The organism is Lewinella sp. IMCC34183 (genome assembly GCF_003390915.1).
Lineage (GTDB): Bacteria > Bacteroidota > Bacteroidia > Chitinophagales > Saprospiraceae > Neolewinella.
Window position 1 is genome coordinate 303167 of record NZ_QMEM01000002.1, and the last position, 20399, is coordinate 323565.

Here is a 20399-nt window from a genome sequence, read left to right on the forward strand (position 1 = left end):
CCGTAGTCATTCGCGGGGCGGCCGGGCGGGGGGAACTTGCAGCCGCAATCACTCGCCATGACCATCATCCTCCTCATTATCCTGCTCAGCCTGCTCGTCGCGGGGGGCTTCCTGCTGGCCTTCTTCTGGGCCGTGGGTACGGGACAGTACGACGATGACGTCACGCCTGCGCTGCGCATCCTTTTCGACCCTGAATCATCCGACGATGACCCAGCTGCATAAATCGCCGCCCACCGCCGGGCTGGAACACTTCACGTACGACAACCGGATCGTCAAGTACTTCGCCTACGCCACTTCCCTGTGGGGATTGGTGGGTATGAGCGTGGGGCTGCTGGCGGCCCTGCAGATGGTCTTTCCCGCGCTGAACATTACAGCCGAAACCACCTTTGGCCGGATCCGTCCGCTGCACACTAACGCGGCCATCTTCGCTTTCGTGGGCAACGGCATCTTCATGGGGGTATACTACAGCCTGCAGCGGCTGCTCAAAACGCGGATGTTCTCGGGCACGCTGAGCTACCTCCATTTCTACGGCTGGCAGGCCATCATCCTGGCCGCGGCCCTCACGCTGCCGCTGGGTATTACGACGAGCAAGGAGTACGCCGAATTGGAGTGGCCCATCGACATCGGCATCGCACTGGTGTGGATCCTGTTCGGGATTAACCTCTTCGGCACCATCGCCCGGCGGCGGGAGCGGCACCTGTACGTGGCCATCTGGTTTTACATCGCCACCTGGGTAACGGTCACCGTGCTGCACATAGGGAACAGCCTGGAACTGCCGGTCAGCCTCTGGAAGAGCTACCCCCTCTTCGCCGGTGTGCAGGACGCGCTGGTGCAGTGGTGGTACGGCCACAACGCGGTCGCCTTCTTCCTGACCACGCCGTACCTGGGCCTGATGTACTATTTCCTGCCGAAAGCCGCCAACCGGCCGGTATTCAGCTACCGGCTGTCGATCATCCACTTCTGGGCGCTGATCTTCATTTACATCTGGGCGGGACCGCACCACCTGCTCTACACCAGCCTGCCGGACTGGGCACAGAGCCTGGGCACGGTCTTCAGCATCATGCTGATCGCGCCGAGCTGGGGCGGCATGCTCAACGGGTTGCTGACGCTGCGCGGAGCCTGGGACAAGGTCCGGGAAGACCCGGTACTCAAGATGATGGTCGTGGCGGTGACGGCCTACGGCATGGCGACCCTGGAAGGACCGCTGCTGTCGCTGCGCAGCGTGAACGCCATCAGCCACTACACCGACTGGACGGTGGGCCACGTACACGTCGGCACGCTGGGCTGGAACGGCATGCTCACCTTCGGTGTCCTGTACTTCATTCTGCCGCGCATCTTCCGGACCCCGCTGTACAGTCGTCGCCTGGCGAACGTCCACTTCTGGATGGCCACCCTCGGGGTGATCTTCTACGCCGTGCCGCTGTACTGGGCCGGCTGGACGCAGAGCGCCATGTGGAAACAGTTCCTCCCGGAGGGTATCCTCCAGTACGGGAACTTCCTGGAGACGGTCGACGCCATCCTGCCCCTGTACGCCCTGCGGGCCTTTGGCGGATCGATCTACCTGGCCGGGGTGGTGCTGATGGTCTACAACCTCGTCCGCACGGTGCGGCGGGGGAAGCTGGTCGCTAACGAAGCCGCCGCCGCCCCGCCGCTGAGCGACAGCCCTGCCGGCCACCGCGGGGAATACTGGCACCGCTGGATCGAGCGCCGGCCCGTACAGCTGTTGGTGGGTGCGACCATCGTGGTCCTTATCGGCGGGCTGGCGGAGATCTTCCCCATGGTCATGGTTGAAAGCAACGTACCCCGGATCGCGGCCGTCCAACCGTATACGCCACTGGAACTCGAGGGCCGCGACCTCTACATCCGTGAGGGCTGCAACAACTGCCACAGCCAGATGGTACGCCCCTTCCGCTCCGAGACCGCCCGCTATGGCCCCTACTCGATGTCGGGCGAGTTCATCTATGACCGGCCTCACCTGTGGGGCAGCAAGCGCACCGGCCCAGACCTGCACCGCGTGGGCGGCAAATACCTCGACAGCTGGCACTTCGAGCACCTGATGGACCCGCAACGCACGAGCCCGGGCAGTATCATGCCCCCCTACCCCTGGCTACTGGACCGGAAGCTGGACGTGACCGACCTGCCGGCCAAGATCCGGACCCTGCAGCGCCTCGGTACGCCCTACCCGGCCCGCTACGACCGGCGGGCCCTGGAAGACCTGCGCCGGCAGGCGCGCGACGTCGCGGACGGCCTGCGCGAAAGCGGCGTCGACGATCCGGAACTGGCCGAAAAGGAGATCGTGGCCATCATCGCCTATCTCCAGCGGCTCGGCACGGATATCCAGCCCGAATCCCAAGGAACCCCCCAAAACTAGCCCTCCCCATGGCAAAGTACCTCCTGCAGGACGCCGGCGTCAACTGGCTGGCCATCCTGGCGCTGCTCACCTTCACAGCGGTGTTCGCCCTCGCCCTCGTACTCGTGCTGTTCCGCCGCAAGGGCAGCTACCGTGAGGTGGAGCGACAGCCGCTGCGCGACAGCTACTACCTGCTCCTCCTGGCCCCCGCCCCCACCCCGGCGTACCCGGGCCCGCTCGGCGGGCTTACGGAGTTGCAGCAGGTCGCGGCCTTCGTGATGCTTATCGTCTTCCTGCTTGGCTGCTGGTCGCTGATCGACCTGTGTTTCCAGCTCATGGCCCGGCAGCGGGCCCGCCTGATCCGGCAGCACCGGCCGGCCTTGCTCCGGCACGTGGAACTAGAGCAACTGGAGCCGGCACGCGCCTGGTGGCAGCGACTGTACGAGCGGCTGACGGACGCGGTACCCATCGAAGAGGAGGCGGCCATCGTACTCGACCACGAATACGACGGGGTACGCGAACTGGACAATAACCTCCCCCCCTGGTGGAAGGGATTGTTCTACGCGACGGTGGCCTTCGCGCCCCTGTACCTCTACTACGCGGAATTTTCGGACTTCGCCGTCAGCAACGCGGAGGCCTACGCCACGGAGATGACGCTGGCCGAGGCCCAGGTACAGGCCTACCTGGCCACCCAGGAAAATACCATCGACGAAAGCAACGTGATGCTACTGGAGGAAGCCAACGCCATCTCTGCCGGGCAGCGGGTCTTTCAAGCCAAGTGCGCGCCCTGTCACGGCAAGGCCGGGGAGGGGGGCATCGGCCCGAATCTTACCGACCGCTACTGGCTCCACGGGGGTGCCCTTACCGACGTTTTCCGCACCATCAAGAATGGCGTGCCGGATAAGGGCATGATCGCCTGGAAGAACGAGTTGCGCCCCCGCGACATTCAGGAGGTCGCTTCCTATATCCTCAGCCTGCAGGGTACCGACCCGCCCAACGGCAAGGAGCCGCAGGGAGATCTCTTCACCGCCCAGACCTTCAAATGAGCACGCATCACCCTTCCGAAAACTTCCGCGACGCGATCGCTACCGTCGACGAAAGCGGCCAGCGGCGGTGGGTCTACGCCCGCCAGCCCTCCGGCCGCTTTTACCAGTGGCGCACCCGCCTCAGCTACCTGCTGCTCCTGCTGCTTTTCGGGCTGCCGTGGGTACGGCTTGGCGGCGAGCCGCTGTTCCTTTTCAATGTCTTGGAACGTCGCTTCATCCTCTTCGGACTGCCGTTCACGCCGCAGGACTTCCACCTGTTCGCCATCCTGATGATCACCGCGATGGTGTTCATTGTCCTGTTCACGGTGGTGTTCGGCCGGTTGTTCTGCGGCTGGGTATGTCCGCAGACCATCTTCCTGGAGATGGTATTCCGCAAGATCGAGTACTGGACAGAGGGCGACGCCAACGCCCAGAAGCGGCTGGCAAAGGCTCCGTGGACGGCGGCCAAGGTGCGCAAGAAGGTGCAGAAGCATAGCCTGTTCCTGCTGGTTTCAGCCCTCATCGGCCACACCTTTCTGGCTTACGTGATCGGGACCGACGCGGTCCTAGCCACCGTACGGCAGTCGCCGCTCGACGCGCCGGGTGGCTTCCTTGCCATCGTGCTCTTCACCGGAGTCTTTTACGCCGTATTCGCCTACCTGCGGGAGCAGGTGTGCGTAGCCATTTGTCCCTACGGCCGCCTGCAGGGGGTGCTGCTCGACGACGACAGCACCAACGTGATCTACGACTACGAACGGGGTGAGCCGCGCGGGAAGATCGACCGCGGCCGGCCCAAGCGCACCTCCTGCACCAGCTGTGCCGACTGCCGGGCCGGCGGGGGAGCCTGCGGCGACCGCATCCTGGACCGTATCGAGGCCAGCCTGCCCGCCCCGCCCCCGGGCGACTGTGTCGACTGCGGCCTCTGCGTACAGGTGTGCCCGACGGGCATCGATATCCGCAACGGAATTCAGATGGAGTGCATCAACTGCACAGCGTGCATCGACGCCTGCGACACGGTGATGGACAAGATCGACCGGCCACGCGGCCTTATCCGCTACGATAGCGAGCGGGGGGTACGCGAGCGGCGGCGGAAGCTGGCCACCCCGCGGGTGATGGCCTATTCCGGCGTGCTGCTGGCCCTGATCGCCCTCAACGTGGTCCTGTTCAGTCAGCGTACTGGCGTCGACGTCATCCTGCTCCGCGCCCCCGGCCAACTCTATCACACCCCGGCGGACGGTACGGTCACCAACCTGTACACCTACCAGATCGTCAACAAAACCAGCCGCCCGCTGCCCGTCACCTTTACGGTGCCGGCGGAGGTGGGTGCCGACGTTCGCCTGATCGGGGGCGCGCCCGTAGCGGCACCCGGTGAGGTCAGCGAGGGTGCCCTCTTCCTCGTGGTGGCCGCCGGGGATCGCCCGTACCCCGACGAGATACCACTGCGGGTCTCCTACGGCGACGACACCTACGTGGTGACCACTTCCTTCCTTCACCCTGCCAACTGATCCACCATGAAACTGCACTGGGGACACGGGATCGCGCTGTTCTACCTCTTCTTCGTCGGCGTACTCGCCCTCGCCGTCGTACAGAGCACCCGCTTCGACAACAGCCTCGTAACGGAAGACTATTACCTGCGCGACATCCATTACCAGCAGGAGTACGAGCGGCGCAGCAACAGCCGGCAGCGGGGCACCCCCCTGGAGGTACAGCGGGACGGCCAGGCCGTACGGCTGCGATTCCCCGCGGGCACCGGCCCGGCCAGCGGCACCGTACTGCTGTACCGGCCGAGCACGGCCCGCCACGACCGCCGGGTACGCGTCCACCTGGACCCCGGGGGGAGCATGGCGCTGCCCACCGGCGGGCTGCCCCGCGGGCGCTACGTAGCCATCGTGGAATGGTCGGCGGACGGCACCGACTACTACGACGAACTGAACCTCGATCTGTAACCCATGCTGTCCACCCTCTTCACCGCCTTTAGCCTGGGGCTCTTCGGCAGCCTGCACTGCGCCGGCATGTGCGGGCCGCTGATGTGGGCCGCCGGGGGCGACTGGCGTGGGGTGATGGCCTACCAGGCGGGCCGGCTGCTCACCTACGCCCTGCTGGGGGGGCTACTCGGGGGACTCGGGGTGGGCCTGCAGCTGCTCCACCTTCAGGCTACCTTCTCCCTGCTCTGCGGGGCATTACTCGTAGCGCTGGCGATCGGCCGGTCGGACCCCGCCGGCTGGCTGAGCCGCCACGTTCCCCTGTACGTGCGCTGGCAGCTGGCGCTCCGCCACCGCTGGGCCGGGTGGGTGCGTGGTGGTGGTCCCGGTGCCCGCTTCGGCCTGGGGTGCTGCAACGGGTTACTGCCCTGCGGCCTGGTCTACCTGGCGGTGATCGGCGCGGCCCAGACAACCGGTGCCGCGGCGGGTGCCGCCTTTATGCTGGCCTTCGGAGCGGGCACCCTCCCCCTGTTAGTGGGGTTGCTGCTGACGGGTCGCCGGCTACTGGGCCGCTGGTCCGCCGCCCTGCTGCGTTACACGCCGCTGGTGGTGGGGCTCTGCGGACTCTGGCTTCTCTGGCGAGGGTGGCAGGCGGAGATACCGGTGGACCTGCTCCGCTTTCGGGACCTGGCCTTTCCACCAATGTGCCAGTAACGGGCGCGGACGCAGGTACCGGTGATCAGGATCACCGACGGGCATGACGGGCATCAGCGGCGCGGGGCGGCGGCGGCCGCACCTTTGTAGTGCAACAAAAACACACCGCCATGCGCTTCTACGCAATAACCTTCGACAAAGTCGTCATCCGCTTTTACCTCATGATGGCCGTGGTCCTCATCGGCATGTTCAGCGGCTACTACGCCATCGCCCTGCTTGCCCTGCCGCTCTTCCTCAGCGCGATTCTGGGTATTCAGTTCGGCTCCGCGCCCGCCAAGAAGAAAGCTACCCCGGTGATTTCGCTGCCCGCCACGCAGCCTCGCAAAGACAAAGTAGCCTAGACACCCGCTTCCAATCGTTGATATATCTGGACCGGCCGCTTCCGCCCAACGCGGGGCGGCCGTTCGTTGTCCGCGTATCTTGCCCCCCTCACTAACCCAAATCCTTCTATGACCGATGACGCCGCACGGCGGCTGCGCGCCCTCTTCGAAATGGCTACGGACGGCATCATAACGATGGACGTCCGCGGGCGGATCGAGAACGTGAACCCGGCGGCGGGACGGCTCTTCGGCTACCACCCGGACGAACTGCGGGGCCGCAAGGTCAACGTGCTCATGACCACCAAAGACCGGGAGCACCACGATGGCTACCTGCACCGCTACCAGACCACCGGTGAAGCCCATATCATCGGTATCGGCCGCGAGGTATGGGGCCGGCGGCGCGACGGGACGGAATTCCCGCTCCGCCTGGCCGTCAGTGAGGCACAGCTGAAAGAAGGAACCCTCTACACGGGCATCCTGCACGACCTCACCGACTACCACCGTGCCCGTGAACGGGTAGAGGAGCTCAACCGCGACCTGGAGCGCAAGGTTGCCGACCGCACCGCCGAGCTCAGTGCCCGGGAAGGGGAACTGGAGCGCGCACTGGGTAAGGAACGGGAGCTGAACGAGCTCAAAAGCCGGTTCCTGAGCATGGCCAGTCATGAGTTCAAAACCCCGCTGAGCACGGTCCTCAGTTCCGTCGAGCTCATCGGCCTATACCCGGAGACTGACCAGCAACCCAACCGGGAGCGGCACATCGACCGGATCAAGGAGTCGGTCCGGCAACTGACCGAGGTACTCAACGACTTCCTCTACCTCAGCCAGCTCGAACAGGGAGCGGTAAGCGTAAACCGGGAACCGACCGACGTGCGCGCGCTCATCAGTACCGCCATCGAGGGCAGCGAGGGACAGCTGCGCCCCGGACAGTACGTACAGATGGAGGTAGCGGACGAGGTCAGTACCATGACGACGGACCCGAAGCTGCTGCGCCACGTGCTGCTCAATCTGCTTTCCAACGCCGCCAAGTACTCGGCGGAGGGGGCGGAGGTACGTGTCGACGTAGCGCCGGCGGCGACCGACCGCCTGTCGATCCGCGTAACGGACCACGGGATCGGGATCCCGGCCGCGGACCAGGTGCACCTGTTCGACCGCTTCTTCCGGGCCGGCAACGTGGAGAACATCAAGGGGACGGGCCTGGGCCTCAACATCGTGCAGCACTACGTGGACCTGCTCGGCGGAACCATTTCATTCACCAGCACGGAGGGCGCGGGCTCCACCTTCACCGTCGACCTTCCCCAACACCTACCCGAGCGTGGCTGAGCAACATATTCTGATCATCGAGGACAACGCGGAGGTACGCGAGAACCTGGCGGAAATACTGACACTGTCCGGCTTCCGCACCACCACCGCCGCTGACGGCATCGCGGGGGTAAAGCTGGCCCAGCAGGAATCGTTCGATCTGATTCTCTGCGACGTAATGATGCCCGAACTGGACGGATACGGTGTTCTGGACCTGCTGGCCGAACGCGAAACCACGGCCGGCATTCCCTTTATCTTCATTACCGCCCGCTCCGAAAAGGAGGACGTGCGCCGGGGCATGAACCTGGGTGCCGATGACTACATCACCAAGCCCTTCTACAAGGACGAGCTGCTACAGGTGATCCGCACGCGGCTGCGCAAGGCAGCCCGGCGCAAGCCCGCGGCAGGCCCCGCCCCTACGGTACACCTCAGCGATCCCGAACGGGGGCTGGCCCACCTGCGGACGGTCTTCGAGCGGGACGGGCAGAGCCGCGAATACGGAGCCGGAGCCACGATCGTGGGAGCCGATGACTATCCCCATTTTGTGTACCGGGTAGAATCCGGGCAGGTACACCTCAGCCGTACCCACCCGTACGGCCGCGACTACATCGTAGCGGTACTCGACACCGGCGAATACTTCGGTATTCCCGCCGTACTGGAGCGAAGCGTCAGTCCGTACACCGCCCGCCCCGCCACCGGAGGAGCAACCTGCCGCCTGCTGCCGGCGGACCGGCTCCGGGAGCTGATCGCCAGCGACCGGACCGTCACCGAGGGGCTTATGCACCTGATGGCGCGGCGGGTAGCCCGGCAGAACGACCGGCTGGTGCTCCAGGCCTACGACAGTGTACGCCGTCGGACCGCTCTGGTCCTCTGCGATCTACAGGAGCGGCAGCCGGGGCAGCCCCTCGAGCTCGCCCGTGAAGAACTTGCCCAGATGGTCGGCACCACCAAGGAGAGCGCCATCCGGGCCCTGGCCGATTTTCGGCGCGACGGTTTGCTGGAAACCGAGGGGCGCCGCATCGTACTCCTGGACCCGGAGGGGCTACGCAACCTATTAGTGTAGGCGTGGCCCGGGGCTAGTACCCGGGGTTCTGCCAGTCGGCTTTCTGCTCCTCGCTCAGGTTGGTACCATCCTCGTTGAGGAGTCCGTCGAGGAAGGCCTGGGGGATGGGCCGCAGTTCGTGCTTGTTCTCCTGAATGGCGTAGGCTTCGGGATTGAAAGCCCGGGCGCGTTGGATGAGGGTACCCGTTCTAGACAGGGTTTCCCAGCGCTGCCACTCGCCCAGCAACTCGCGGGTGCGTTCGTTGAGGATGAAGTGCAGGGCGCGTTCGTAGGGGGTGGATACCCCGAGCGCCTGCAGTACGGCCTCGTCTTCGGCCGGCAGGTTATCCGGGAAGGAGGTCAGCGTCAGGTCGGAGGCGGCCGTAGTTACCTCGAGGTCAGGGTTCGAGAGGTAATACGTATTCATGTTCAGGTTGGAGTTGACGTAGTTGTCCATGGCCGACCCGGTATTCAGCGAATTGTTCTCGAAAGCAACGGAGCCGTCGATGTAGTAGGAGCGGTTTTCGCCTTCCTTCCACTCAGCGCGTTCGCGGATGACGTTGATGTCGTCCATGGCCGGTCCGTAATTGCCCTGCCGCGCGTAGCACTCGGCCCGCAACAGGTAGGTTTCGGCCAGGCGAGCCATAGTGACATCGCGGTGCGCGTCGCCCTTCTCCGCGAAGCGCGATCCGTCGTCGGTCTTGTTGATACCCGCGAAAAAGTTGGAAATGGGGGTAGACTTGAAGTCGGGGGATACGTACTCGCCGTTCTGGTACAGGACCAGGGAGTTGGGGACGAACTGTCCGACGGTATTGGTCAGGGAACCGGAGGTTGGTGTTTGCCGCATTCCATACTCCCACGCCGGCAGGCGGCCGGCGTCGTCTTGCCAGTTCGGGTCCTGCACCGAAGCACCGAAGGTGTAATTGTCGTAGGTATTGTCGTCCTCGGTGTTGAGGATCATCACGATGCCGGGATCGCCCAGTTCCAGGTTCGCCTCCGGGTCGACGATGTTGTTGATGCCGTAGACGGTCTTGAAGGTCTTCCACATACGGGAATCGTTGACGTGGTCGAAGACGGCGTAGGTGTACTCGGTGGGACGGCAGCGCTGGAAGTCCATGCCACCGATCCAGACACCCCTTCTTACCCAGCCGCCGGAGAAGTTGGAAAACTGCGGGGTAAAGTAGTTGTAGGTCCGGTTACCGAAGCGACCGGAGGTGGATTCGTCGGCATTGTGCCCGGCGGCCATGAGGATTTCGTCCAGCTGCTCGGCTTCGCTGTCGACACCGGTCCAGTTGGCGTACAGGTCGCGGTATTCGTCGGTCAGCGCCCGGGCGCCGATGGCGTAGGTACAGACTTCGATGGCTTCCGCCAGATCCTGGTCGATGTAGGGAGCGTTCCACTCACTGTTCCGCTCCGACGCCCGGAACAGCAGGGCCTTGGCCAGGAAGTGGGCGGCAGTGGCTTTCGTCCAGGTGATGCCCTTACCATAGGTGAAGTCCTCTCCTTCGAAGTTATCGTAGGCATTGCGCAGGTCGGAAATCACCTGTGCCCAGCACTCCTCCTCGGTGGCGCGGGTAAAGTTCCGGACTACGCCGGTAGCCGGCTCAAGCTGGAGAACGACGCCACCGTACTGGGCGGTGAGTCGGTAGTAATTGTACCCGCGCAGGAAGTAGGCATGGGCCAGCGACCGCTTGCGGATCACCTCGTCGTCGATCAATTCGGCGTTGGCGATGATGATGTTGGCCGAGGCGATACCGTAGTACAGCTGGTCCCAGAGGGAGGCCGGAGAAGTAGCGTTGTTGTTGGCCGCGCCGGTCGCCGGGCTGGCGCCGATCGGCCCCAGTCGGTTGTCGTAGGTGTTCCACATCTCGTTGGTGAGATCATTGGCGTTCGTGAACTCGTCGGTACCGTACAGCGTCAGTCCGTAGGCCCATTCGTAGCCGAAATGCCACCGGAGGTTACCGTAGAGGGAGATGGCCAGGTCCTCGAGTCCCTGGGCCGTCTCGAAGTACTGGGTGGAATAGGCGGTCGTCAGTTCCTCGTCAAGAAAATCGTCGGAACAGGAGGGTAACAGCAGGGCGACGGCGACCAGGGCCTTCGTCCCGAATTGCATGATGGAAGTAGCTTTCATAATATTTTTTATTTGCACCGGGTGATCGATTGGTGGACTAGATGCCCACGTTCAGGCCGACTACGAAGCTGCGGTTGAAGATGGTACTGTTCACGTCAAAGTCGTACCAGTCGTTGGCCTGGTAAATGCTGCCGGGGTTGAGGGCCTGGATGTAGATCTTCAGGTTGTCGATACCGTAGCGGGCACCGAGTTCGGTAGGTACGTTGTACCCCAGGTTGATGTAGCGGATCTTGACGAAGCCGGCCCGGTTGATGCCAAGGAGTCCGGAGAAGTCATCCTGGGAACCGGAGGTCGCCTGTCCGAGGATAGGCTTCTGGAATTCGGCCCCCGGGTTGTCCGGCGTCCAATAATCCAACTCGCGCTGGTTGCTGTGGGCGGTCAGGGCCTGTCCACCCAGGTTGCTGTTGTATCCGAGGCGGGAGTACAGGAAGATACCGAGTTCAATGCCCTTGTATCCGAAGGTGTTCGTCCAGCCCAGCGTCCAGCGCGGGGCGGTATTGCCGAGCAGAATCCGGTCGGCGATGGTCATTTCGTAATCTCCGTTGAGGTCGCGGGGCCGGACGTTGCCGGGGGAAAAGTCGTAGCCATTCTCGTTCCACCGGTCGATCTCGGCCAGGTCCTCGGGCGTGTCCTGCCATAGTCCCAGGTTATCGAAGCCGTAGATCACGCCGATCGGCTCACCGATGAACCAGCCGTTGTCGACCATGTCGTTGCGGCCGTAGGCCAACTCCTCGATCCGGTCCTTTTGCCAGGCGCCGTTGAAGTTGGTTTCCCAGAAAAAGCTGGTACCCGACTGGATGGGAACGCCCGTGATGCTCAGCTCGACCCCCCGGTTCGACGTGCGGCCGATGTTGGCAATGGTGGAGGGGAAGCCGGTCAGGGTAGGAATGTTGACCGAAAGCAGCAGGTCTTCGGTGCTGGATACGTAAGCATCGAGGCTACCGAAAATCCGGTTGCGGATCAGGCCGAAGTCCAGGCCGACGTTGTACTGGGAGGTTTTCTCCCAGCCCAGGTTGGGGTTGGCCAGGCTCAGCTGGTTGCGGCTGTAGTAGGGTTCGTTGGTTGTGTAGCCGATCTGGTTGCCGATACCGTTGAAGGGAAGGAAGATGGAGCGGATGTCACCGATGGTTGCGTAGGGGCTTACCGCCGAGTTACCGGTTTGGCCGAACCCCACCCGAAGCTTCAGCTCGGTGACCTGATCCGAGTCCGTCAGGAAGTCCTCGTTCTTGATCTTCCAGGCCAGGGCGACGGAGGGGAAGAAGTCCCACTTGTTCCCCTCGCCGAGCTGGGAGGCACCGTCCCAGCGGCCCGATACGGTGAGGAGGTAGCGGTTGTCGAAGCCGTAGTTCATGCGCACCATGTACGAGTTCAATTGCCGCTCGTTGAGGCCCGATCCTAGGCCGATGCTGTTCTGGGGATCGGTGATATCCAGGACGCCAAAGGCATTCCAGCGCATGGATGCAAGGGGAATGTTATTGCCGCTGAGCGACATGTTCTCGATATTCCACTTAGAGGCGGTCTGCAGCAGCGTCAGGCCCACATCGTGTAGTCCCCCCAGGGTCTTGTTGTAGAAGATCATGTTGTCCAGCGTCCAGGAGAAGTCCCGCCGGTTGTTAAGCCGGGCGAAACTGGCACCCTCTGAGCCGTCCGAGTTGATCTTGTGAGCGGAAGTTCCGTCGATGTACACCCCTTCCCGGCCGTACCGGAAATCGGGTCCGAACCGGAACTGATACCGCAGCCCTTCCAGTGGCGCGAACATCTCCCCGAAATCGAAGGTAGCCGACAGGCTGGCCAGGGCGCGCAGGGTTTCGGACAGCTGGGTGCTCCGGTTCCATTCGTCTACGATGGTGTAGATGGTACTTTCTCCGCCGGGGTTGATGATGGGGTTGCCGGCCTCGTCGTAGGGGACGGCCATATTATAGATCGAACTGGCCGCCCCGTAAATGGCGTTGGGCACGGAGTTGCTCCGCCCGCCAAGGGTGGAGAAGCCATAATCCTGCTCGCTATACGATACGTTGAGGGTACCGTCCATGCTGAACCAGGGGATGGGAGTGATGTCGGCACTCAGTTTGGTGGTATAGCGCTCGTAAAACTGTCCCCGCTGCGTTCCCTTATTGCTGAGGTAGCCGAACGAGCCGTAGGCCCGCATTTTGTCGGTGCCCCCGCTGGCGGCCAGGGTGTGTTCGGTAGCCACGCCCGTCCGGGTTACGAGATCGGTCCAGTCGGTGTTCTGAACGAGGTTGGGGTTGAAGGTTCCGCTTTCCCACCCCCGCAATACGTTATCGCGGGTGGCTTGCCCGTCCAGGGCGCTGTCAAAAATGATCGCGTCGTTCTCGCGGGTCGGATCATCGGGATGGGCGTAGGTATCCGGATCGAGGTTATAGGCGGCCCACCGGCGGAACCGGATAAATTCTTCGGCGCTCATCGAGGGCGCCCGGTCCACAATTTCGGAAGTGGTCAGCGTGCCGTAGTAGCTGAGCTGAAACCGCCCGCTCTGGCCCTGCTTGGTGGTCACGATCACCACGCCATTGGCTCCCCGGGAACCGTAGATGGCCGTAGCGGAAGCGTCCTTCAGTACGCTGATGGACTCAATATCGCGGGGGTTCAGCGTTTCGATGGCCGATTCGGACAACAGCGGAATACCGTCGACCACGAAGAGCGGGGAGTTGCTGGCCGTAAGGGAACGGTTGCCCCGAATGCGGATAGAACCGACCTCGCCGGGGCGCTGATTGCTGGTGATATCTACACCGGCGGCCTTTCCCTGCAGGGCTTCGAAGGCATTATTGACGGGCTGCGTCATCAGCTCCTCCGCCTGCACACTGGTCACGGAGCCCGTAACGTCGGATTTTCTCTGAGTCTGGTAACCAACTACAACCACCTCATCCAGGATCGCCGCATCGGTTTCGAGGACTACGTCGTAGGTCGAACGGGAATCGACGGTCACCTCGGAAGGGGCGTATCCGGCGTAGCTGAAGACCAGCACGGCGCCGGTGTCCACGTTAAGTGAGAAGTTACCGTCGAAGTCCGTCTGGGTACCGCGCGACGTACCCTTGACCAGTACACTGGCGCCGGGCAGGGTGACGCCCGTATTGTCGGCTACCGTTCCCGTAACGGTCTTGGACTGGGCGGCGGCGGTGAGGGAGAACAATAAGAGGGGCAGCCAAAGCAGGCAGGCACGTACGGGCAGTTTCATAATCGAGCTTTTCAACATTGAGCGTAAAATCCGAGCGCCTGGCCTGACTGCTTTCGCCGACCGGTTCGCTTCCGGCCGAAAATTACCCGTGGTCACCTCACCGTGAGTTATCCGAGCCTGCCAATCCTTATCTTATACTGCATTACAATTTTTCAACTATATAATGTAGGCCATAAGGGCTGTACGGTAACATCATATATTATCATACGCTGATGGGGAGAGGCTCACAGAAGCGCCCGCGCCGGGGGGCGGGGTGAGACTACCATCCGGGGATGCGGCATCACGGACACGCTTCGTGCCGTACCGGGACGTTTGACGGAGCCAGGGAAGGTTACCCCGGGGGGGCTACGTACCGGGCGTGCCGGGAAGTGGGTTAAAGTCTGCTGCGGTAGCGGGACGGGCTGCAGCCGTAGTACTTGCGGAAGGCCCGCGAAAAGTTGGAGGCTTCGGTGAAGCCGACGCGGCCGGCTACCTCAGAAATATTGAGTTGCCAGTCGCCCAGCAGCTCCCCCGCCGTTTCCATACGGACGCGGTTAATGAATTCCGAGACCGTGCTGCCGGAGGTTTCGTTCAGCTTGCGGTAGAGCTGACGGGGACTGATACCGAGGTGCTCGGCCAGCAGTTCCGGGTTGAATTTGGTGTTGCCCAAGTGCGCCTCGATGACCCGGGTGACGCTGTTGCTGAAACAGAGGTCGAGCTCGCGCCGCGCCGGCTTCTCCCCGGTGGGCGCTTTCTGCTCCCGTATCCGGGCCTGCAGCGCCAGGCGATTGGCGATGATGCTGCCGATCTGTGCTTTGAGGACGCTGATGCTGACGGGTTTGGAAAAGTAAGCATCGGCCCCCGAACTAAGGCCGGCCACCCGGTCCTGATCATCGCTTCGGGTGGTGAAGAAAATCACGGGAATATGGCAGGTCCTGCTGTCTTGCCGGATCCGTTTACACATTTCGATTCCGTCCATCCCCGGAATGACCACGTCGGAAATGATCAGGTCGGGAATTTCCCGCAGGGCGGTGCTCAGCCCGTCGTTACCGTTGTCCTCGGAAAGAATACGGTACTCGCTGCCGAGTCCCGCACGCAGATAGTGCTGGCGGTCGCCGTTATTTTCCACGATCAGGATCGTGGAGGCGGAAGGGACCCCGCCGGGACCTCCGGGCCAGGGTCCGGACCACGACGGGGAGGTTTCCGCACGAAGATCCTGCGTCCGGCATTTCGTGCTTCCCGTCCGAATCCGCCGTTGCGGCTCTCCTGCTGACCGGTGCACTATCCCGCCTCCCGCCGGTCGCAGAGGACTGAGCGGCGTACGGGGAGGGAGAAGATGGGAGCGTTGGGTATTGGTAGAAGTTTTCATAAGGCTTATGGTGATGGCACCCACCGTCAGCAGCTCGGTTTACGCTGTCTCCCCCCCCGCTTCTGGAGAGGCCCGGACCAAAAACTGGATGCATGTGAGCACAACCATCCGGCAATAGCAACCGATTGCAATTTTACAGCTGACGCGGGTTAGTGCATGATCGAGTGTTAAAATAGGCGAATAAATCCGCGGCTGTCCTGCCAGCGGTAATGAAGGAAAAAGGCGGCGGCTAAGGTCGCGGTGACCCACTGCCGTGCCGAAAGGCCCGTCGACACCACCGAATATATACTCACGTTTTCCGTACGTGATCCGGAATGCCGGAGTTATTACGCTGACATGTACCCGCGCGGGTCGGGCACCCATCTGGTGGTGAGGTCAGTCGGACGGTGCCGGTCCTGGCGGCTCCGCCGGCCTTTCACGGACAAAATATACGGAGCCCGATGATAAGTCCCCTACGCCGGGACCAAAAATGTCGGCAAGCGTCAAAAAGCCGAAGCGTAGAAGTACCCGACGACCCCGCCCCGCGGGGGGGGGGGTCAGGCTTACGGTATCGGAACCTTGTTGCCTTACCTCGGGGAAGCCCCGTTGCGAAAGGGTTGGCGCAGAAAGATTGCGTCGGCCCGGGAAGCTAGTGGTGCGTGCCTAAGGGGGAGCGGCCGGGGCCAGTATCTTTGCACCCGCGCACCGCCGCCCCGAGAGCCCCTATATAACCGCGTTATCATGACTACCCTTCCCGCCGCCTTCCGTTTGAGTACCTGCCTACCGCGGTGGGACGGCCCCCTCCTGTTGCTCGTACTGCTTACCCTGGCCAGTTGCGGCATACGCCGCGGAGGTGCGGAAGACGGGCGGAGCAAAGAAGCCCCGCTGGCGGCTACTCCCGGAATCAAACAGCGCATCACCGTAGACTCCGTACCAGCGGCCTTCCCCGTTAACTTCAGCCAGGACGTGGCCGGCAACCACCATTATATTGCTTACTACGACGTCGACCACAACTTCAGCATCGCTTACCGGACCCTCGACGAAAAGGTTTTTCATAAGACCGTGCTGGATTCCCGGGTCGGCTGGGACAGTCACAACTACACGGAACTCATCGTGGACCGTGCCGGCTACATCCACGTGAGCGGCAATATGCACATCGACTCCCTGTTCTACTGGCGCTCCGTACGCCCCTACGACGCTTCCGCCTTTACGGCGATCCACTATATGACCGGAGAGCAGGAGGTACGCACCACCTATCCGCACTTCCTGCAGACCGAAGAAAACGGGCTGCTTTTCCATTACCGGTACGGGGGGAGCGGCAACGGCTACGAAGTATACAATCAGTGGCAGCCCGAAACCAAGACCTGGACGCGCTTCCTGCAGCAACCACTCATTGACGGGGAAGGGCTGCGCAACGCCTACATGCAGGGGCCGTTTTACGAAAAAGACGGCAACTACCACCTGTACTGGGTATGGCGGGAAACGCCGGACTGCGCCACCAATCACACCTTCAGCTACGCACGCAGCCCGGACCTAAAGCACTGGGAAAGCGCCGGCGGCACCCCCGTCGCCTTCCCCATTACCTTCGGAGCGGAGGCCCTCTACGTCGACCCCTCGGACACCACCTACGGCACCGGGATGCTGAACGGCGTACAGGCGCATACCCTCGACACCAACAACCGGATCGTGCTGTGCAACATGAAGTACGACGCCGCCGGGAACTCCCAGCTGTACGCCTACCGGCCGGAAGCCGGGGGGCACTGGCTGGAGCGGCAGGTCACCGACTGGGACTACCGCTTCCAGTTTTCGGGCTGGGGGTCGATTCTCTTCGAGATTCAGCTGAAGGGAATGCGGACCGACCCGGAAACCGGACGGATAATTGTAGCCTACGATCACGTACGCTACGGGGAGGGGGAGATCGTGCTCGATCCGGAAACCCTCACTCCCCTGTCCGTCAGGCCCTACGCGCCCCCCTATCCTTCGGAACTGGAAACGGTGACTACCGCGGGAACGTTTCCGAAGCCGGTGGTCGTGAATATTAACCAAGACGACAAATTCATTCTTCGCTGGGAAACCCTGGGCGAGAACAACGACCGGGTGCCGGAGCCGCCCTATCCGGATGGAGCTATACTGGAGTTCATCGAACTGGAAGAGTAGGGGCAGGTACGCATCGTACGGACGTAGGGTAAGCAGGTCCGTGAATTCCGCAGGGTCAGGGGCCCGGCGGGAACGAAACGGGGTACCGCGTGAAGCGCTGGCACGTCAATCCAGACGGGATGGCCAGCTACACCTCAAGACGGCTCCTTGAGGCTATTGATGCCACGTCGTGCTTATGCTCCCGCATAAACGTCAGGGCAGGTCGGGGGGGTGAGTGTTCAGTGCGTGCGCTCCCCGGCCACCCCGGGCTGAATACGCGGCCCGACGGTGGGTAACGGACGCTGTACGACATATCGTAAAAGCCCATTGCTCCCCAAATTGCCCGTTTGAACTTCATACATTGCAGTTCTGCCCGTCAACTGGCTTGCCGACTGTGCCGATGTGGGGAAAAATTGCCCGGCCGGTGTGCCCAGGCCGACAATCTGCTCCATGTTTACTTCCTCCCTTGCCATTGTGAGTTACGCGATCGTCGATCAGCGTCTGGAACTGTTGACGGTCATCCAGGGCTTCGAGCCCGTAGGGCAGTCGATGGATGAATTCGTCGAGGATTTCGGCGAGCGGTTCGCCTTGGCTGGGGACGACAGCTTTGGCTACCTGCTGGTCACCAAAAACGACGAGGGCACGCTCGTAGACTACTTTACCCGCAAGCGACTGAACGTTCGCCTACCGCCCTTGGCTCCGTAGCTTTTCTGCGGTCAGCGGCAGCTCCCGCAGCCGTTGGCCCGTAGCCCGGTATACCGCGTTAGCGATTGCCGCGGCGGTGGGGCCCTGCGCGGCCTCCCCCGCGCCCAGTGGCGCCTCGGTGGGTCGGTCGATGAGTAGCACCTCCACTTCCGGCACCTCCGGGAAGCGCAGGATGGGGTACGATTCCCAGTCGAGGCTGGTGACACCCCCACCCTCCCAGGTGACCCGCTCGAGCAGCGTCCAGCTGGCCGACTGGATCATGCCCCCTTCGGTCTGGTTCCTGAGGCCGTCGGGGTTGATGACCTGACCGGCGTCGATGGCGCCCACCAGCCGCAGGACCCGCAGCCGCTCCCCCGCCGGGTCGTAGGCGATCTCGGCCGCAACGGCGCAGTAGGCGGCCTCGTTTTTGTAGCGGGCGAGGGCGATCCCCCACGCACCTCCCTCCCCGGTGGATCCCGGCCAGTCTACTTGACGCGCCACCGCTTCGAGCACGGCCCGCGCCCGTTCGTCGGAGAGGTGCTTGAGCCGGAAGGCGACCGGGTCCTCGCCCGCCTGCTCCGCCAGCTCGTCCATGAAGGATTCGATGGCAAAGATGTTCCCGTAGGCCCCCAGGCTACGCAGGGCCGAGACCCGCAGGGGCCCCTCGATGCGGTGGGCCTCAATGTGCAGGTCGGGGATCCGGTAGATCGGCTGGCTGTTGCGGTACCCCCCGCCGAGGTAGCCCTCTGTGGGGGGCTCGGGGCCGCCCTCCAGGTACTGTGCGGCGAGGAGCTCCGCCGCATCCCCGCCCGGCCGGTGGCTGTGTACGTCGGTCCACAGCCGGGTTTCCCAGACCGAGATGCGGTTGTTGCCGTCGAGTGCCCCCCGCAACTGCAGGCGCATCGCCGAGCCGTAGGGTTCCCAGGCGTGCTCGTCCTCGCGCATCCACTGTACCCGCACCGGCCGGTCCGGCAGCGCCACGGCCAGCCGGGCGGCGTCGGCCGCGGCATCGTCCGCCCCGTTGTGTCCGTAGCAGCCGGCACCACGTACCCCGATCACCCGGATATCCGCCGGCGGGAGCTCCAGCATGGCGGCTACCGAAGCGCGCAGGGGATAGACGCCCTGGGAGTGGGTCCAGATCGTCAGCTGCCCGTCGCGGTAGGCCGCGACCGCGCAGGAGGGGCCGATGGAGCCGTGCATCTGGTAGGGGCGGGTGTAGGTAGCCTCCACGGTCGCAAGCACTTGCCGGAATTTTTGTTCGAGCCCGGCTACCGAGGCGACGACTTCGGTACCCGTTGCCCGGCCGGGCATGGCGCTGAACAGCTCGGCCTGGGCCGGCAGCGGCGCGGGGCGGTCCCAGACCGCACGCTGCCGCAACAGCTGCCACGCCTGGATCGCCTGGTACTCGCCCTCCGCCAGCACCGCCAGAAAGCTGCCGTCGCGCACCAACCCGATCACGCCGGGCATGGCCCGCACCTCGGCTTCGGGGACTGACCGCAGGGCAGCCCCGTATACCGGCGGGCGCACGACCCGCGCGTGCACTATACCCGGCAGCCGGAGGTTTTGCACGTAGTCGTCCGCTCCCTTCGCTCCGGTGACCATGGTGACAATTTCGGGGCGGGGACGCGGGTGCCCTACCACCTGGTAATCGGCGGGCTTTTTCTGGGGGGCATCCGCTGCCACCCTGGCGGTCAGTTGTTCACCGGCCACCAGGTCGCCGTAGGTGACGGACGCGTCACGGTCCGGCCCCGTGATCACGCCCCCGGCCACCGAAAGCAAGCCGGTGGCCACGCCCAGGCGGTCCGCCGCCCGTTCGAGCAGCAGCATCCGCGCCGTGGCAGCGGCCCGGCGGATGGCCCGCCCGCTGCCCTCGATCGAAGCGCTGCCGGCGGTGTAGCTCTCGTTCGGGGTGAGGCCGGTATCGGCCATGACGATCTTCACGGCGTCCAGGGCGAGGTCGAGCTCCTCGGCGGCGATCTGTCGCAGGGCGACGAGGATCCCCTGCCCGATGGCGATCTTGCCGGTGAATACGGTCACGGAGGAGTCCGGATGAATGCGGAGCCAGGCGTCGACCCGCTCGTCGTCCAGTGGCGGACCGCCGGGTGCTGCCCCGGCCCCGGTGCCGGAGGCCCGCGCTTCGCCCGCGCAGCCGGACAGCCCCAGCAGGCTGAATCCGATGGACAGGTAGCCTGCCCGCCGCAAGAAGTCGCGGCGGTCGCAGGTGGCTAGGGGGGTCGGGGAGCGTGGATCCATGGG

Annotated in this window: 15 protein-coding genes; 11 read left to right on the forward strand and 4 right to left on the reverse strand. The window is 63.6% G+C overall.

All coding sequences use genetic code 11. The features are described from left to right. Window positions 1–57 precede the first annotated feature (57 nt). From ccoS to DQG19_RS06525, 9 genes are all read left to right on the forward strand, one after another. Entirely contained in the window at window positions 58–222 is a 165-nt protein-coding gene (ccoS, locus tag DQG19_RS06485) for a cbb3-type cytochrome oxidase assembly protein CcoS (protein WP_116125427.1), read from the forward strand. Further along, entirely contained in the window at window positions 206–2371 is a 2166-nt protein-coding gene (ccoN, locus tag DQG19_RS06490) for a cytochrome-c oxidase, cbb3-type subunit I (RefSeq protein ID WP_116125428.1), read from the forward strand. Before ccoS ends, ccoN begins: the two co-directional genes overlap by 17 nt. An 8-nt stretch (window positions 2372–2379) precedes the next feature. Next, on the forward strand, window positions 2380–3396 hold the full coding sequence (locus DQG19_RS06495) for a c-type cytochrome (RefSeq protein ID WP_116125429.1): 1017 nt from the start codon (window positions 2380–2382) through the stop codon (window positions 3394–3396). Beyond that, window positions 3393–4880 (forward strand): 4Fe-4S dicluster domain-containing protein, encoded by a 1488-nt coding sequence (locus DQG19_RS06500; protein WP_116125430.1) that lies wholly within the window; start codon window positions 3393–3395, stop codon window positions 4878–4880. Before DQG19_RS06495 ends, DQG19_RS06500 begins: the two co-directional genes overlap by 4 nt. 6 nt (window positions 4881–4886) lie before the next feature. Beyond that, window positions 4887–5321 (forward strand): FixH family protein, encoded by a 435-nt coding sequence (locus DQG19_RS06505; protein WP_116125431.1) that lies wholly within the window; start codon window positions 4887–4889, stop codon window positions 5319–5321. 3 nt (window positions 5322–5324) lie between these two features. After that, window positions 5325–6011 (forward strand): sulfite exporter TauE/SafE family protein, encoded by a 687-nt coding sequence (locus DQG19_RS06510; RefSeq protein WP_116125432.1) that lies wholly within the window; start codon window positions 5325–5327, stop codon window positions 6009–6011. Between the two features lie 110 nt (window positions 6012–6121). Continuing rightward, complete coding sequence (locus tag DQG19_RS06515) at window positions 6122–6352, forward strand: hypothetical protein (protein WP_116125433.1); 231 nt, start codon at window positions 6122–6124, stop codon at window positions 6350–6352. A 108-nt stretch (window positions 6353–6460) separates the two neighbouring features. After that, window positions 6461–7651, forward strand: a complete 1191-nt coding sequence (locus DQG19_RS06520) for a PAS domain-containing sensor histidine kinase (RefSeq protein WP_116125434.1) — start codon at window positions 6461–6463, stop codon at window positions 7649–7651. Further along, the gene (locus tag DQG19_RS06525) at window positions 7644–8693 is read left to right on the forward strand and encodes a response regulator (RefSeq protein ID WP_116125435.1); all 1050 of its coding nucleotides are present in this window, start codon (window positions 7644–7646) and stop codon (window positions 8691–8693) included. The genes DQG19_RS06520 and DQG19_RS06525 overlap by 8 nt, the downstream gene beginning before the upstream one ends. Window positions 8694–8706: 13 nt before the next feature. On the opposite strand, the gene DQG19_RS06530 is transcribed toward DQG19_RS06525, so the two are convergent. The 3 genes from DQG19_RS06530 to DQG19_RS06540 form a co-directional block, all read right to left on the reverse strand. Further along, window positions 8707–10803 (reverse strand): RagB/SusD family nutrient uptake outer membrane protein, encoded by a 2097-nt coding sequence (locus tag DQG19_RS06530; RefSeq protein WP_116125436.1) that lies wholly within the window; start codon window positions 10801–10803, stop codon window positions 8707–8709. 37 nt (window positions 10804–10840) lie between these two features. Beyond that, window positions 10841–13996 (reverse strand): SusC/RagA family TonB-linked outer membrane protein, encoded by a 3156-nt coding sequence (locus tag DQG19_RS06535; RefSeq protein ID WP_198661670.1) that lies wholly within the window; start codon window positions 13994–13996, stop codon window positions 10841–10843. A 373-nt stretch (window positions 13997–14369) separates the two neighbouring features. Then, entirely contained in the window at window positions 14370–15104 is a 735-nt protein-coding gene (locus DQG19_RS06540) for a DNA-binding response regulator (protein WP_198661671.1), read from the reverse strand. A 960-nt stretch (window positions 15105–16064) separates the two neighbouring features. Here DQG19_RS06540 and DQG19_RS06545 point away from each other — a divergent pair. Together DQG19_RS06545 and DQG19_RS06550 are read left to right on the forward strand one after the other, a co-directional pair. Continuing rightward, window positions 16065–17480, forward strand: a complete 1416-nt coding sequence (locus DQG19_RS06545; RefSeq protein ID WP_116125439.1) for a BNR repeat-containing protein — start codon at window positions 16065–16067, stop codon at window positions 17478–17480. Window positions 17481–17909: 429 nt separating this feature from the next. After that, window positions 17910–18164 (forward strand): hypothetical protein, encoded by a 255-nt coding sequence (locus tag DQG19_RS06550; RefSeq protein ID WP_157974362.1) that lies wholly within the window; start codon window positions 17910–17912, stop codon window positions 18162–18164. Here DQG19_RS06550 and DQG19_RS06555 read toward each other — a convergent pair. After that, the gene (locus DQG19_RS06555; RefSeq protein WP_116125441.1) at window positions 18144–20396 is read right to left on the reverse strand and encodes a xanthine dehydrogenase family protein molybdopterin-binding subunit; all 2253 of its coding nucleotides are present in this window, start codon (window positions 20394–20396) and stop codon (window positions 18144–18146) included. The two genes, DQG19_RS06550 and DQG19_RS06555, sit on opposite strands and share 21 nt — an antisense overlap. Between the last annotated feature and the right edge of the window lie 3 nt (window positions 20397–20399).

Excerpts from the sequence above, each read along its gene's own strand:
- DQG19_RS06520 (WP_116125434.1), top strand. The coding sequence starts at position 6,461 with ATGACCGATGACGCCGCACGGCGGCTGCGCGCCCTCTTCGAAATGGCT.
- DQG19_RS06530 (WP_116125436.1), bottom strand. The coding sequence starts at position 10,803 with ATGAAAGCTACTTCCATCATGCAATTCGGGACGAAGGCCCTGGTCGCC.
- DQG19_RS06505 (WP_116125431.1), top strand. The coding sequence starts at position 4,887 with ATGAAACTGCACTGGGGACACGGGATCGCGCTGTTCTACCTCTTCTTC.
- DQG19_RS06495 (WP_116125429.1), top strand. The coding sequence starts at position 2,380 with ATGGCAAAGTACCTCCTGCAGGACGCCGGCGTCAACTGGCTGGCCATC.
- DQG19_RS06535 (WP_198661670.1), bottom strand. The coding sequence starts at position 13,996 with ATGAAACTGCCCGTACGTGCCTGCCTGCTTTGGCTGCCCCTCTTATTG.
- DQG19_RS06555 (WP_116125441.1), bottom strand. The coding sequence starts at position 20,396 with ATGGATCCACGCTCCCCGACCCCCCTAGCCACCTGCGACCGCCGCGAC.
- DQG19_RS06545 (WP_116125439.1), top strand. The coding sequence starts at position 16,065 with ATGACTACCCTTCCCGCCGCCTTCCGTTTGAGTACCTGCCTACCGCGG.
- DQG19_RS06515 (WP_116125433.1), top strand. The coding sequence starts at position 6,122 with ATGCGCTTCTACGCAATAACCTTCGACAAAGTCGTCATCCGCTTTTAC.
- DQG19_RS06550 (WP_157974362.1), top strand. The coding sequence starts at position 17,910 with ATGTTTACTTCCTCCCTTGCCATTGTGAGTTACGCGATCGTCGATCAG.
- DQG19_RS06500 (WP_116125430.1), top strand. The coding sequence starts at position 3,393 with ATGAGCACGCATCACCCTTCCGAAAACTTCCGCGACGCGATCGCTACC.
- ccoS (WP_116125427.1), top strand. The coding sequence starts at position 58 with ATGACCATCATCCTCCTCATTATCCTGCTCAGCCTGCTCGTCGCGGGG.
- DQG19_RS06510 (WP_116125432.1), top strand. The coding sequence starts at position 5,325 with ATGCTGTCCACCCTCTTCACCGCCTTTAGCCTGGGGCTCTTCGGCAGC.
- ccoN (WP_116125428.1), top strand. The coding sequence starts at position 206 with ATGACCCAGCTGCATAAATCGCCGCCCACCGCCGGGCTGGAACACTTC.